The sequence below is a fragment of the Neoroseomonas alkaliterrae genome (assembly GCF_014199195.1).
Lineage (GTDB): Bacteria > Pseudomonadota > Alphaproteobacteria > Acetobacterales > Acetobacteraceae > Neoroseomonas > Neoroseomonas alkaliterrae.
On sequence record NZ_JACIJE010000001.1, the window covers coordinates 107,752 to 121,018 of the forward strand.

The window sequence follows — 13,267 nt, forward strand, 5'->3', positions numbered from 1 at the left end:
GGCGGCCGCGGCGCCGGGTCCATCGCGGCGGAGGAACGCCGCTCGCAGCCCGGCCGGTTCGGCCCCGCCCCGCCGGATGCGGGGGTTCGGTCAGTTCCCCGCCGCCGGCGCGGCGGCGCGCGCGGGAAGCCGCCACCGCCCGCCCCGCGCGCGCTGCAGCAGCCACAGCGCGATGGCGAGGTTGACGACGTTCCAGCCGATCCCGTTCCACATCGCCGCCTGATAGGACCCCGTGGCGTCGAAGATGGCGCCCGCCATCCAGCCGCCGAGCGCCATGCCCACCAGCGTCGAGGACAGCGCGATGCCCACGCGCGTGCCCGCCTGCCGCGGCGGGAAATGCTCCCGCACGATCATGGCGTAGGACGGCACGATGCCGCCCTGAAACAGCCCGAACACCGCGCTGACGGCGAACAGCGCCACCATCCCGTCCGCCGGCAGGAACAGGAACAGCGCGACGCCCTGCAGCGCCGAGCCCAGCACCAGCGTGCGGATCCCGCCGATCCGGTCCATCACCATGCCGAACACGAGGCGCGAGACGATGCCGGTGGCGAGCATGACCGATAGCATCTCCGCCCCGCGCTGCGCGCCGAAGCCGAGATCGACGCAATAGGCGACGATATGCACCTGCGGCATAGCCATCGCCACGCAGCAGGCCACGCCCGCGAAGCCCAGCACCGCCTGCAGAGCATTGGGCGACATGCCGAGCGGCCGGGCCGGCGCCTCGCCGCCCGGGGCGGCTGGCGGCGCCTGCCCGGCGGACGGCCGCGCGGCCGGGGCGGGCATGGGCGGCCGGCGGCGCAGCAGCAGCGCCAGCGGCACCATCAGCACCACGCAGGTGAGGCCCATGGCGAGATGCGCGTTGCGCCAGCCGATGGTCGCGATGCCCCATTGCAGCAGCGGCGGCCAGACCGTGCCGGCGAAGTAGTTGCCCGATGCCGCCAGCGCCACCGCGATGCCGCGGCGCCTCTCGAACCACAGCGAGACATCGGCGATCAGTGGCCCGAACACGGCGGCGGCGCCGAAGCAGCCCATCAGCACGCCATAGGCGAGGCCGAAGACGAGCAGGCTCGGCGCCATCGCCGCCGCCACGCCGCCCAGCGCGAGGGAGACCGCGCCGATCAGCGCCGGCACCATCACGCCGAAGCGGTCCGCGAGGCGGCCCATCAGCACGCCGCCAACCACGAAGCCCACCATCGTCATGGTGTAGGGCAGGGAGGCGCCCGCGCGCGCGGTGCCGAACTCCGCCTGCACCGCCGGCAGCACCACCACCACCGACCACATCGGCGCGCTGCCGAGCATCGAGAGCATGACCGCCGCCGCCAGCCGCCCCCAGGCGGTGCGCGAATCCGTCAGCGCCTCAGCCACGATGATCCGTCACGGCGTTCCCTCCCGGCCCGGGCAGCATGGCAGCGCGGGCGGCGGCGCGCCATGGCGTGGCGCTCATGGCGCCATGCGCGCCGCGCCCGGGAGGCTTTCGGAGCGGAGGTTCGGCGGCTTGCCGTGATCGCGGGTGGATGGCGCGGGCCGACGTCAGGCTGGCGGCCGCGCCGTCCGGGGTGTTCGCGAAGGCCACGCCTCGTGTCCAGGGAAGGAACCGCCGGGCCTTTCGCCCGCCGGCATCATCCGCGGGGCTGGCGGGGCGGCCGCGCGCGACATCAGGGGCGGAGGCGAGGCGGCGAAGGGCCTGGCCTTCGTCCGCCGGGCGTCAGTCCTCGGCGCCGCAGAATACCTCGTGCAGCGTGGCCATGATGCGGGCCACGCGCGGGTCGGCGATCCGGTAGAAGATGGTGGTGCCGTTGCGCCGCGTCGCGACCAGCCCGTCCTCGCGCAGCTTCGCCAGATGCTGGGACATGGCCGGCTGCGACAGGCCTGCGCGGGTGGCGAGCCGCCCCACCGGCGCCTCGCCCTCGGCGATCAGGGTGCAGAGCACCATCAGCCGGCGCTCGCTCGCGAGCAGGCGCAGCATCGCGGCCGCGGCGGCGGCGTGCTCCTCCATCTCAGCGGCGGCTGAGTGGTTCGTGGCGACGACCGCCTCGGTGATAGTCTCCATCTGTCGCTCCGAATGGCGTGCCGGCATTCCTCGCCGCGGCCGCCGCGTGCCCGGTCCTGGCCGCGGCGACGCGCGGAACCGCACCTACCGCGCCGACCCCGTCCCGTGAAGTCGATCCCCTAATTTACGGTCGCGGAACCGATAATGCCAGCCCGGCCGTCAACGGGCGGGGCCTGCCCGCGCGGGGCGGGCGGCCGGGGTTCCGGCGCCGCGCCGCGCCGCATCCGGGGGCGGGCTCGCCTTGATCGGGGGCGCGCGGCATGGAACCGTCCCCGCGGGCAGCAGGAGGCTCCGTCGATGCTGAAGACCCCCGGCCACTATGCCTTCATGCCCTGGCGCCGCCGGCCGCGCATCACCTGGCCCGGCGGCGCGCGCATCGCCTTCTGGGTCGTGCCGAACATCGAGCACTACGAATACGACCCCCCGCCCAATGCCCGCCGCATGCCCTGGCCGCGCCCGCTGCCCGACATCGCCGGCTATTCCTGGCGCGACTACGGCAACCGCGTGGGCTTCTGGCGCATGGCGGAGGTGATGGCGCGCCACGGCGTGCGCGGCTCGGTCAGCCTCAACGTCGCGGTCTGCGACCATTATCCCGAGATCATCGAACGCTGCTGCGAACTGGGCTGGGAGCTGTTCAGCCACGGCACCTACAACACCCGCTACTTCTACGGCATGAGCGAGGACCAGCAGCGCGCCGTGATCCGCGAGAACCGGGAGGCCATCCTGCGCGCCTCCGGCCAGTCCATGGACGGATGGCTGACACCCGCCATCTCCAACGACGAGACGACGCAGCACATCCTGGCGGAGGAAGGCATCCTCTACACCCTCGACCTGCTGCACGACGACCAGCCGACGCCGCTCGTCACGCGCTCGGGCCAGCGCCTCGTCTCCATCCCCTATTCGCTGGAGGTGAACGACGTCCCGCTCTTCGTCATGCGCAACACGCCGCCGGCGCGCTATGCCGCGATCTGCAAGGCGCAGTTCGACACGCTCTACGAGGAAGGGGCGGAGTCCGGCACGGTGATGTGCCTGCCCATCCATCCCTACCTCGTCGGCCAGCCGCACCGCGTCGCCGCGCTCGAGGAGGTGCTGCGCCACGTCACCGGCCACGACAAGGTCTGGCTCGCGACGGGGCGCGAGATCGCGAAGCACTACATCGCGCACCACCTTGCCGCCCACGAGGCCTGGATCGCGGAGGGCACGCCATGAGCGGGCTGCCGGACGACTATCTCGCCTATCCCCACCGCAGGCGGGGGATGGACCACGACCGCTACCCCTTCCGCATCCTGCCGCGCACCGCGCCCGTGCAGTGGCCGGGCGGGGCGCGCATCGCGCTCTGGGTGGCGGTGCATGTCGGGCATTTCCCGCTGGACATGCCGCTCAAGCCCTTCATCGCGCCGGGCGGGATGGAGCGGCCCTACCCCTCCTTCTGGGACTACACCCAGCGCGACTACGGCAACCGCATCGGCATCTACCGCCTGATGCGCGCCATGGCCGCGCGGGGCGTGCCGGGCACGGCGCTGATCAGCGCAGCGCTCGCGCGCGAATACCCGGTGCTGATGGACGACATCGCCGCCGCCGGATGGGAGCCGGCCTGCGCGGGGCTCGACATGGGCCATCTGCATCACGGCGGCGTCGCCGAGGCCGAGGAGCGGGCCTGGATCGCCGAGGCGACCGCGCTGCTGCGCGGGCGTTTCGGCGGCGCGCTGCGCGGCTGGCATTCCCCCGCCCATTCCGAATCGCACCGCACGCCGGACCTGGTGGCGGAGGCGGGCTATGCCTGGACAGCCGCCTGGGCGAATGACGACATGCCCTATGCCTTCGCCACCCGCGCCGGCACGCTCGCCGCCATGCCGCTTTCCCAGGACCTCGCGGACCAGCGCATGCTGTTCCAGCAGACCATGGCGACGGAGGACTTCACCGACGCGATCCTCGCCGCCCATGCCGTGCTGGACGCCGAGGCACGGGCCACGGGCGGCGGCCGCATCCTCACCCTCTCGGTCACGCCCTGGCTGATGGGCCAGCCGCACCGCATCCGCGCCTTCGAGAGGCTGCTCGACGCCATCCTGGCGCGCGGCGGGGTCTGGCCGGCCACCGCCTCGGGCATCATGGAGGCCTGGCAGGCCCAGAGGTGACCTCACGCGATCTTGCGGCAACAGGTCGGGGCTTCTCGCGCGCGACGCTAAGATCGCGGTGAGAATCGCGCGCTAACATGCGGTAGAAGAAGCCCGAATCGGGAACAGACAAATCCTGGGACTCGCGCCCTGCCGCCCGCCGACCGCCGCCCCCGCCGCAGCAAGCGGCTCCTGCCGGCCCTCCTGGCCGCCCTCGCGCTTGCGGGCGCAGAACCCGCCCTGGCGAATGATCCGGCTGCGCTGCGGGCGAGCGGCGTCGCCGCGGCGCGGGCCGGCAACCTCGCGGAGGGACGGCGCCTGCTGGAAGCCGCCCTCGCCGCCACGCCGGGGGATGCCGGCACGCTCGCCGACCTCGTCGTCGTGCTCTCCTGGGCCGGGCGGGACCGCGAGGCGCTGCGCCGCTTCGCCGCGCTCGGGGTGAACCGCGCGCCGGCCTATGCGCTGGCCGCGGCGGCGGTCTCGGCGCGCCGCACCGGGCAGGCGGCACGCGCCATCGCCCTCTATCGCCGCGCCATCGCCGGCGGCGAGGCCGGCACCGAGACCCGGCTCGGCCTCGCCCTCTCGCTCGCCGCCACCGGCAATGCCGCCGCCGCGCGCGCCACGCTCGCCCAGTCCTCGGCGAGCGACCCCGGCAACCCGCGCATCGCGCAGGTTTCCGCCGACATCGCCCGGCCGGCGCCGCCGCCTGCCATCCTGCCGCAGGTGGACGCGGCGCTCGCCGCGCGGCGGCCCTTCGACGCGCTGCTGCTGCTCGAACCCGCGCTGCGCGCCGCCCCGCGCGACGCCGCGCTGCGCCGCCGCCAGGCGCTGGCGCTGGCCGCGGCCGGCGCGCCGGAACTGGCGCTGGCCCGCGGCGGCGACACGCTGAACGCCGAGGAACGCCGCCGCATCGAGGGCGCGGCGCACGCCTTCCTGGTGCGCTGGGGCGCGCAGGTGGCGAGCCCGACGCCGCGCAACCGCGCCGCGCGCCACGCCCGCACCGATGCCGCCATCGCCGCGCTGGAGGCCGCCATCGCCGCCTGGGCCCCGCTGCCCGAAGCGGCCGCCGCCGTGCGGAATGCGCGGCTCGACCGGCTGGTGGCGCTGCGCGACCGCGGCCGCATGGCCGATGTGCTGGCCGAGGCCGCCGCCCTGCGCGAACAGGGCGAACTGCCCGGCTATGCGCGCGAGGCGGTCGGCGATGCGCTGATGGACGCCCGCCGCCCCGCGGAGGCCGAGGCCGAGTACCGCGCCGCGCTCGAGGCCGATCCCGGCTCGCTCACCGCCACGCTCGGCCTGTTCTACGCCCTGTCGGAACAGCGCCGCTGGGCCGAGGCGCGCGCCATCACCGACCGCCTGGAGCGCGACATCCCGGCCTTCCTGCCCCTGCGTGGCCCCGAGCCGCCGGCCGAGAACTGGGAACGCATCGACGCGGTGACCGCCGCCGCGCTGCGGCGGATCTGGGGGGACGACCTCGCAGGGGCGGAGGCGATCGTCGGCCCGCTCGCCGCCGCGGCGCCGATGAACTCCTCCCTGCGCGCGATGCGCGGAGACATCTGGCGCCTGCGCGGCTGGACCGACAGGGCGCTCGAGGAATACGAGACGGCGCTGACCAACGGGCCGGATGCGCTCGACCTCCGCCTCGGCCATGCCGAGGCGCTGCTCGATGCCCGCCGCTGGCGCGAGGCGCGGGCCGCGATCGCGGCGCTCTCCGCCGAATTCCCGGAGAATGCGGCGGTGCGGCGCCTGGCGCGGCGGCTCGCGCGGCACGACATGCGCGAGCTCGAATTCGCCGCGCGCGGCGGCCTCGAACGCGGCGCGCGCGACCCGGAGTTCGACCTCTCGCTGCGCCTCTATTCCGCGCCGATCGCGGAGGATTGGCGCCTCTTCGCCGGCACCGGGCTGCGCACCGGCGACACGCCCTCGGGGCGGCTGACCACCTGGCGGGCGCTGGCGGGCCTCGAATGGCGCGGGCCGCGCGCCGTCGTCACCGCCGGCGCCACGCTCGACCGCGAGGGCGTGGACCGCGGCGGCGCCTTCCTCACCCTCGCGCTGCGCCTGTCCGACCAGTGGCGGATCGAGGGGGCGGCGGAGGCGAGCGCGGCCGACACGCCGCTCGCCGCGCTCGCCGCCGGCATCCATGCCGATGCCGCCTCCCTCGGCCTGACATGGCGGCATTCCGACCTGCGCGAGGCCGCGGCCTCGGTGCGCGTCATGCGCTTCTCTGACGACAACACGCGGCTGATCGGCTTCGCGCGCTTCCAGGAGCGCGTGCTCAACGAGCCGGACTGGAAACTCGACCTGCAGCCCTATGCCTATGCCACGCGCAACAGCCGCGAGGGCGCGCCCTATTTCAACCCGGACAGCGACCTCGAACTCGGCCTGACCGCCGCGCTCACCTGGATCGCCTGGAAGCGCTACGATCCCGAGCTCCGCATCCGCCTCGCCGCCACCGGCGGCAGCTACTGGCAGGAAGGCTTCGGCTGGTCGCCGGTGATCGCGCTGCGGTGGGAGAACCAGCACGCGCTGTCGGACACGCTTTCCTTCTCCTACGGCGCGGGCTGGGTGCGGCGCGACTACGACGGGCGGGCGGAGGAGAGCGCCTCCATGCTCGGCGCCCTGCGCTGGAGGTTCTGATGCGGCTCCTGCCCCTGACGCGCCGCGGCGCCTTCTGCCTCGCCGGCGCCCTCGCGCTGCCGCGCGGCAGCGCCGCCGAGCCCGGGCCGGGCCGCTTCGCCTCCCTCGCCTATCACGAGGTCGGCGAGGACGGGCGGGAGCGGCACTACTCGATCTCCGAGAGCATGCTCGTCCAGCACCTCTCCTTCCTTCGGCAGGACGGCTGGCGCTTCGTCGGGCTGGACGAGATCCTCGCCGCGCGCGACGGGCGCCGCCCGCTGCCGGGCAAAGCGGTGCTGCTCTCCTTCGACGACGGCTACGACGACTACTACACGCGCGTCATGCCGCTGCTCTCGGCCTTCCGCGCGCCGGCAGTGTTCGCGCTCGTCACCTCCTGGATGGAGACGCCACCGGGCGGCAGTTTCGACTATGGCGGGCAGCCCATGCCGCGCGGCGCGCTGATGAGCTGGGCGCAGGCGCGGGCGATGCAGTCAGGCGGCTTCTGCGAGTTCGCCTCGCACAGCCACGACCTCCATCGCGGCGTGCCGGCGAACCCGCAGGGCAATGTCCAGCCCGCGGCGGTGACGCGCATCTGGGACGGCGCGCGCTACGAGACCGACGCGGAATGGACGCGGCGCATCGAATCCGACCTCGCCCGCGCCTCCGCCATCCTGGCGCGCGAGCTCGGCCGCCGGCCGCGCAGCCTCGTCTGGCCCTATGGCCGCTACAACATGGAGGCGGTCGGCATCGCGCGCCGCCTCGGCATGCCGGTGACGCTGACGCTCGACCCCGGCCCGGCGCGGGTGGACCGGCCGGACCGCATCAACCGGCTGCTGACCATGGCCGACCCGCGCGCGGCCGACATCGCGCGGATGATGCGTTTCGACGCGCCGGTGCGCGAGCGCGTGCTGCATGTGGACCTCGACCACGTGCATGACGACGACCCCGCCCAGGCGGCGCGCAACCTCGATGCGCTGATCGAGCGCGTCGCGCGGCTCGGCCCGAGCCACGTCTATCTGCAGGCCTTCGCGGACCCGGACGGCGACGGCGTGGCCGAGGCGCTCTATTTCCCGAACCGCCACCTGCCGATGCGCGCGGACCTGTTCAACCGCGTCGCCTGGCAGATCGCCTCCCGCGCCGGGGCGCAGGTCTTCGCCTGGATGCCGGTGCTCGCCTTCCGCATCCCCGCGGTGGCGGATCGGGTGCTGTCCGTCCGCGGCGGGGCGCCCGCGCCGGATCCTGACCAGTATCACCGCCTCTCGCCCTTCTCGCCGCGCGCCCGCGCCGTGATCGGGGAGATCTACGAGGACCTCGCCAAGCACGCCGCCTTCGCCGGCCTGCTGTTCCACGACGACGCGGTGCTGACCGATTTCGAGGACGCCTCCGCCCCCGCGCTCGCGGCCTATCGCGCCGCGGGCCTGCCGGGCGATGTCGCCGCCATCCGCGCCGATCCCGCGCTGATGGCGCGCTGGACCGCCTTCAAGACGCAGGCGCTGATCGGCTTCACCCAGGAACTCGCCGAACGCGCGCGGCGCTGGCGGGCGCCGCTCGCGACCGCGCGCAACCTGTTCGCGCGCCCCGTCCTCGAACCGGCGGCCGAGGCATGGTTCGCGCAGTCCCTGCCGGCCTTCCTCGCCGCCTATGACCGCACCGCGATCATGGCCATGCCCTACATGGAGCAGGCGCGCGACCCGGACGCCTTCCTGCGCGACCTCTTCGCCCGCGTCGCCGCGACGCCGGGCGGCGTCGAGGGCACGGTGTTCGAACTGCAGGCGGTGGACTGGCGGCACCGCCCCGCCCGGCCCGTCCCGGCCGCGCGGCTGCGGGCGCAGATGCGCCTGCTCCAGCGGCTCGGCGCCCACCACATGGGCTGGTACCCGGACGACTTCGTCGCCGGCGCGCCGGATGCGGCAACCATGCTCGACGTGATCTCGGCCCGCTCCTTCCCCTTCCGGCGCTGAGTCATGACCGAGGCGCTGGCCCTGGCGCTGCCCGCGCTCTACGCCTTCGTCGGCTATTGGCCGCTGCTGATGATGCTGGTCTGGACCATCGGCGGCCTCGTCTTCTACCGCCTGCACGAGGCCGGCGCGCGGCAGTCCGGCGCGCCGCCCGACATGCCCGCCGGGCTGCGCGTCAGCATCCTCATCCCCTGCTACAACGAGGAGGACAACGCCGCCGAGACGATCCGCGCCTGCGCCGCCCAGTCCTGGCCGGATTTCGAGATCATCGCGGTGAATGACGGCTCGCGCGACCGCACGGCGGAGGTGCTGGACAATCTGCTCGCCGAGATCCCGCGCCTGCGCGTGGTGCAGCTCGCGCAGAACCAGGGCAAGGCGATGGCGCTGCGGGCCGGCGCGATGGTCGCCTCGGGCGAGATCCTGGTCTGCATAGACGGCGACGCCATCCTGCACCCGGATTGCGTGGCCTGGCTGGTCCGGCGCTTCGCCAACCGCCCGCGGCTCGGCGCCGTCACCGGCAATCCGCGCATCCGCAACCGCTCCTCGCTGCTCGGGCTGCTGCAGGTGGGGGAGTTCTCGGCCACCATCGGGCTGATCAAGCGCACGCAGCGGCTGACGGGCCGCGTCTTCACCGTCTCGGGCGTGGTGGTCGCCTTCCGCCTCGCGGCGCTGCGCGACGTGGGCTGGTGGACGGACGACAACCTGACCGAGGATGTGGACGTCACCTGGAAGCTGCAGCGCCGCCGCTGGGTGGTGCATTTCGAGCCCAACGCGCTCTCCTACATCCTGATGCCCGAGACGCTGCGCGGGCTGTGGAAGCAGCGGCTGCGCTGGTCCGAGGGCGGGGCGCAGACCTTCCTGCGCTATGCGCCCGACTTCCTGAACTGGCATGCGCGGCGGATGTGGGGGGTGATGGCGGAGTATGCGCTGTCCACCCTGTGGTGCTACGCGCTGGTGCTGACGCTGGCGCTGACCGCACTCGGCGCGTTCGGGCTGCTGGCACCGGGGCTCGCGCCGAGCGCCTCGCTGCTCTCGGGCTGGGGGATGGTGCTTTCGGTCGCCTGCCTCGTGCAGTTCTGCGTCGCGCTGTGGATCGACCGCCGGCACGAGGTCTCGAACGCGCAGGCCTTCCGTCCGCTGCTGTGGGTGATCTGGTATCCGGTGGCGTTCTGGATGCTGACGGCGGCCTCGGCCGCGGTGGGCTTCCCGCGCGCGGTCTTCCGCCGCAGCGGGCGGCGGGCGCGCTGGACCAGCCCCGACCGGGGGTTCCGCTGATGGAGCCGCAGCCCTTCGTCCCGCCGTTGATCCTCGACGCCGCCTCGCGCCCGGTCGCGGCGCGGCGGCGGGATGCGCTGGTCACGACGGTGCTGTGGTGCTGCTGGCTCTACCTCCTCGTCGCCGCGATCGGCGCGGTGTGGGTGCCGCCCTTCGTGCATCACATGCTGCCGGTGGAGCCGCCCGAAAGCCCATGGAGCGTGCTGCGGATCGCCCTGGGCTGCGCGCTGTTCGCCGCGGCGCTTGTGGCCTATTTCCTCGTGCGCGTGATCGTCGAGCGCCGCCGCTTCCGCGGCGAGGACCGCCGCCGCGCCTTCCCGCGGCCGGCCGATGAGGAGATCGCCGCCGATTTCGGCGTCGCGGCGCACGACCTTCCGCTCTGGCGCGCCGCCCGGCGCATGGTGGTCCATCATGACGAGGCGGGGCGCATCCTGCGCGTCGAGACCGGCGGGCCACCCGGCTGAGTCCCGGGCTTCGGCGCCGATCCTGCCCTCCGGCGGGAGTCCGCCACAGGCGCGATCGCGCCTGCGTCCCCGTGCCGAGAACGCGAGCCGGCCTCTTCATCATCGTCCGCGCCATGCCGGGGCGAGACTCCCGCCCTCTATCCTCGGCAGCGGACGACCTGTAAGCGCGCCCCAGCAAAGGGGGTTCGTCGCATGAGCACACGAAGGACGGCGCTGGTCACCGGCGCGGGGCGCAACATCGGCCGCGCGGTCGCGCTGGGCCTCGCGCAGGACGGGTTCAACGTCGTGGTGAACGGCTCCGCCGACCGCGCGGCCTGCGAGGCGGTGGCCGAGGCCGCGCGCGGCTTCGGCGTCGAGGCGCTGGTCGTCATGGCCGACATCGGCAGCGCCGAGGCCTGCGGCGCCCTGGCCGCGGAGGCGATCGCGCGCTTCGGCGCGGTGGACGTTCTGGTGAACAACGCCGCCCTGCGGCCGGCGGCACCCTTCCTCGAGATGGAGGAGCAGGCGTGGCGGCGCGTCATCGCCGTGGATCTCGACGCGGCGGTGTGGTTGAGCCGCGCCTGCCTGCCGGGGATGCTCGCGCGCGGCTGGGGGCGCATCGTCAACTTCACCGGCATGAACGCGATCCATGGCTATGCCGGGCGCGCGCCGGTCAGCGTGGCGAAGCACGGCGTGTGGGGGCTGACCAAGGCGCTGGCCAAGGAGTTCGGCCCGCGGGGCATCACCGTGAACGCGATCAGTCCCGGCCCGATCGCCTCGGACGAGGAGCGCACCGACCCCGCCGCCATCGCCTATCGCCAGAAGGCGGTCGCGCGCGTGCCGGTCGGGCGCGAGGGCACCCCGGCCGAAGTGGCGGCCGTGCTGCGCATGCTGGTGAGCGAGGGCGGCGCCTATGTGAACGGGCAGATGCTGCAGGTGAACGGCGGCGCCGAGACCTGATGGCGGCGCCTCGCCCGACCGCATGCCCCTCGGGGCTCCCTGGACGGTGCGCGAGGGGCCGAGGGCTTGGCCGGACCGCCAAGGTCTCGACCCGCGGCGGCCCGGCATGCGCGCCGGCGCAGCGCGCCCGTCGCCGCGCGGGTGCCGCCCCGGCCCGTTCAGTTGCCGAGGATGGCCGGCAGGCGCAGCCCGTGCTGCTTCGCGCACTGGATCGCGGCCTCGTAGCCCGCATCGGCGTGGCGCCACACGCCCGAGGCCGGGTCGTTCCACAGCACGCGCTCGAGGCGCCGCGCGGCCTCCGGCGTGCCATCGGCCACGATCACCACGCCCGCATGCTGGCTGAAGCCGATGCCGACGCCGCCGCCATGATGGATCGAGACCCAGGTCGCGCCCGAGGCGGTGTTGACCAGCGCATTCAGCAGCGGCCAGTCGGAGACGGCGTCCGATCCGTCGCGCATTGCCTCCGTCTCGCGGTTGGGCGAGGCGACGGAGCCGGAATCGAGGTGGTCGCGCCCGATCACGATCGGCGCCTTGAGCTCGCCGCGCGCCACCATCTCATTGAACATCAGCCCGGCGCGGTGCCGCTCGCCCAGCCCGATCCAGCAGATGCGCGCGGGCAGGCCCTGGAAGGCGATGCGCTCGCGCGCCATGTCGAGCCAGCGGTGCAGATGCGCGTTCTCCGGGAAGAGCCGCTTCATCGCCTCGTCGGTGCGCCAGATGTCCTCCGGGTCGCCGGAGAGCGCGCACCAGCGGAACGGGCCGATGCCGCGGCAGAAGAGCGGGCGGATATAGGCCGGCACGAAGCCGGGGAAGGCGAAGGCGTTCTCGAAGCCCTCCTCCTTCGCCACCTGGCGGATGTTGTTGCCGTAGTCGAGCGTGGGCACGCCCGCGTTCCAGAAGCCGACCATCGCCTCGACATGCGCGCGCATCGAGGCACGGGCCGCGCGTTCCACCTCGGCCGGCGCGCTCTCCTGCTTCGCGCGCCATTCCTCGACGGACCATCCGGCGGGGCAGTAGCCATGCAGCGGGTCATGCGCGCTCGTCTGGTCGGTCACGATGTCGGGGCGTGGGCCGCCGGCCCTCATCCGGCGCAGCAGTTCGGGGAAGACCTCGGCCGCATTGCCGAGAAGCCCGACCGACTTCGCCTCGCCGCGGCCGGTCCAGTCGGCGATCATGGCGAGCGCCTCGTCGAGCGAATGCGCCTTGGCATCGAGGTAGCGGGTGCGCATGCGGAAATCGATGCGCGTCTCGTCGCATTCCACGGCGAGGCAGCAGGCCCCGGCCATCACGGCGGCGAGCGGCTGCGCACCGCCCATCCCGCCGAGGCCGCCGGTGAGGATCCAGCGCCCCTTGAGGTTCCCGCCGTAGTGCTGGCGCCCGGCCTCGGCGAAGGTCTCGTAGGTCCCCTGCACGATGCCCTGGGTGCCGATGTAGATCCAGGAGCCCGCCGTCATCTGGCCGTACATCATCAGGCCCTTGCGATCGAGCTCGTTGAAGTGCTCCCAGGTCGCCCAGTGCGGCACGAGGTTGGAGTTCGCGATCAGCACGCGCGGCGCATCGGCGTGGGTGCGCACGACGGCGACCGGGCGGCCCGACTGCACGACGAGCGTCTCGTCCTCCGCGAGATCCTTCAGAGCGGCGACGATGCGGTCGAAGTCCTGCCAGCTCCGAGCCGCGCGGCCGATGCCGCCATAGACGACGAGCTCGTGCGGGTTCTCGGCCACGTCCGGATGCAGGTTGTTCATCAGCATCCGCATCGCGGCCTCGCCGCCCCAGGTGCGGGCGGTCTTCTCGGGGCCGGTGGGCGGGAAGACGTCGCGGATGTTGTGGCGCGGGTTCGTCATGGCGGCC

10 protein-coding genes are annotated in these 13,267 nt (G+C 73.8%); 7 read left to right on the forward strand and 3 right to left on the reverse strand.

What is annotated here, in order from left to right; genetic code table 11:
• Window positions 1-90 precede the first annotated feature (90 nt).
• On the reverse strand, window positions 91-1,365 hold the full coding sequence (locus tag FHS88_RS00550) for an MFS transporter (protein ID WP_338146311.1): 1,275 nt from the start codon (window positions 1,363-1,365) through the stop codon (window positions 91-93).
• 340 nt (window positions 1,366-1,705) lie between these two features.
• Window positions 1,706-2,050: an ArsR/SmtB family transcription factor gene (locus FHS88_RS00555; RefSeq protein WP_211842853.1), complete on the reverse strand. Its 345-nt coding sequence runs from the start codon at window positions 2,048-2,050 to the stop codon at window positions 1,706-1,708.
• A gap of 297 nt (window positions 2,051-2,347) precedes the next feature.
• On the opposite strand from FHS88_RS00555, the gene FHS88_RS00560 reads away from it, so the two are divergent.
• The 7 genes from FHS88_RS00560 (at window position 2,348) to FHS88_RS00590 (ending at window position 11,416) form a co-directional block, all read left to right on the forward strand.
• Window positions 2,348-3,259, forward strand: coding sequence for a polysaccharide deacetylase family protein (locus FHS88_RS00560; protein WP_184480241.1), 912 nt, complete (start codon window positions 2,348-2,350; stop codon window positions 3,257-3,259).
• Window positions 3,256-4,185, forward strand: a complete 930-nt coding sequence (locus tag FHS88_RS00565; protein ID WP_184480244.1) for a polysaccharide deacetylase family protein — start codon at window positions 3,256-3,258, stop codon at window positions 4,183-4,185. Before FHS88_RS00560 ends, FHS88_RS00565 begins: the two co-directional genes overlap by 4 nt.
• Before the next feature lie 183 nt (window positions 4,186-4,368).
• Window positions 4,369-6,801, forward strand: coding sequence for a poly-beta-1,6 N-acetyl-D-glucosamine export porin PgaA (gene pgaA / locus FHS88_RS00570; protein ID WP_272872785.1), 2,433 nt, complete (start codon window positions 4,369-4,371; stop codon window positions 6,799-6,801).
• On the forward strand, window positions 6,801-8,741 hold the full coding sequence (gene pgaB / locus FHS88_RS00575; RefSeq protein ID WP_184480247.1) for a poly-beta-1,6-N-acetyl-D-glucosamine N-deacetylase PgaB: 1,941 nt from the start codon (window positions 6,801-6,803) through the stop codon (window positions 8,739-8,741). Before pgaA ends, pgaB begins: the two co-directional genes overlap by 1 nt.
• A gap of 3 nt (window positions 8,742-8,744) precedes the next feature.
• Window positions 8,745-10,013: a poly-beta-1,6-N-acetyl-D-glucosamine synthase gene (gene pgaC / locus FHS88_RS00580; RefSeq protein ID WP_184480251.1), complete on the forward strand. Its 1,269-nt coding sequence runs from the start codon at window positions 8,745-8,747 to the stop codon at window positions 10,011-10,013.
• Complete coding sequence (gene pgaD, locus FHS88_RS00585; protein ID WP_184480254.1) at window positions 10,013-10,477, forward strand: poly-beta-1,6-N-acetyl-D-glucosamine biosynthesis protein PgaD; 465 nt, start codon at window positions 10,013-10,015, stop codon at window positions 10,475-10,477. The genes pgaC and pgaD overlap by 1 nt, the downstream gene beginning before the upstream one ends.
• Before the next feature lie 192 nt (window positions 10,478-10,669).
• Window positions 10,670-11,416 carry an SDR family NAD(P)-dependent oxidoreductase gene (locus FHS88_RS00590; RefSeq protein WP_184480257.1) on the forward strand — a complete coding sequence of 249 codons (747 nt, stop codon included), beginning with the start codon at window positions 10,670-10,672 and terminating at the stop codon, window positions 11,414-11,416.
• A gap of 158 nt (window positions 11,417-11,574) precedes the next feature.
• Here FHS88_RS00590 and hutU read toward each other — a convergent pair whose 3' ends face one another.
• Window positions 11,575-13,260, reverse strand: a complete 1,686-nt coding sequence (gene hutU / locus FHS88_RS00595; protein WP_184480260.1) for a urocanate hydratase — start codon at window positions 13,258-13,260, stop codon at window positions 11,575-11,577.
• Window positions 13,261-13,267: the final 7 nt, after the last annotated feature.

Excerpts from the sequence above, each read along its gene's own strand:
- pgaC (WP_184480251.1), top strand. The coding sequence starts at position 8,745 with ATGACCGAGGCGCTGGCCCTGGCGCTGCCCGCGCTCTACGCCTTCGTC.
- FHS88_RS00590 (WP_184480257.1), top strand. The coding sequence starts at position 10,670 with ATGAGCACACGAAGGACGGCGCTGGTCACCGGCGCGGGGCGCAACATC.
- FHS88_RS00560 (WP_184480241.1), top strand. The coding sequence starts at position 2,348 with ATGCTGAAGACCCCCGGCCACTATGCCTTCATGCCCTGGCGCCGCCGG.
- hutU (WP_184480260.1), bottom strand. The coding sequence starts at position 13,260 with ATGACGAACCCGCGCCACAACATCCGCGACGTCTTCCCGCCCACCGGC.
- FHS88_RS00565 (WP_184480244.1), top strand. The coding sequence starts at position 3,256 with ATGAGCGGGCTGCCGGACGACTATCTCGCCTATCCCCACCGCAGGCGG.
- FHS88_RS00555 (WP_211842853.1), bottom strand. The coding sequence starts at position 2,050 with ATGGAGACTATCACCGAGGCGGTCGTCGCCACGAACCACTCAGCCGCC.
- pgaB (WP_184480247.1), top strand. The coding sequence starts at position 6,801 with ATGCGGCTCCTGCCCCTGACGCGCCGCGGCGCCTTCTGCCTCGCCGGC.
- pgaD (WP_184480254.1), top strand. The coding sequence starts at position 10,013 with ATGGAGCCGCAGCCCTTCGTCCCGCCGTTGATCCTCGACGCCGCCTCG.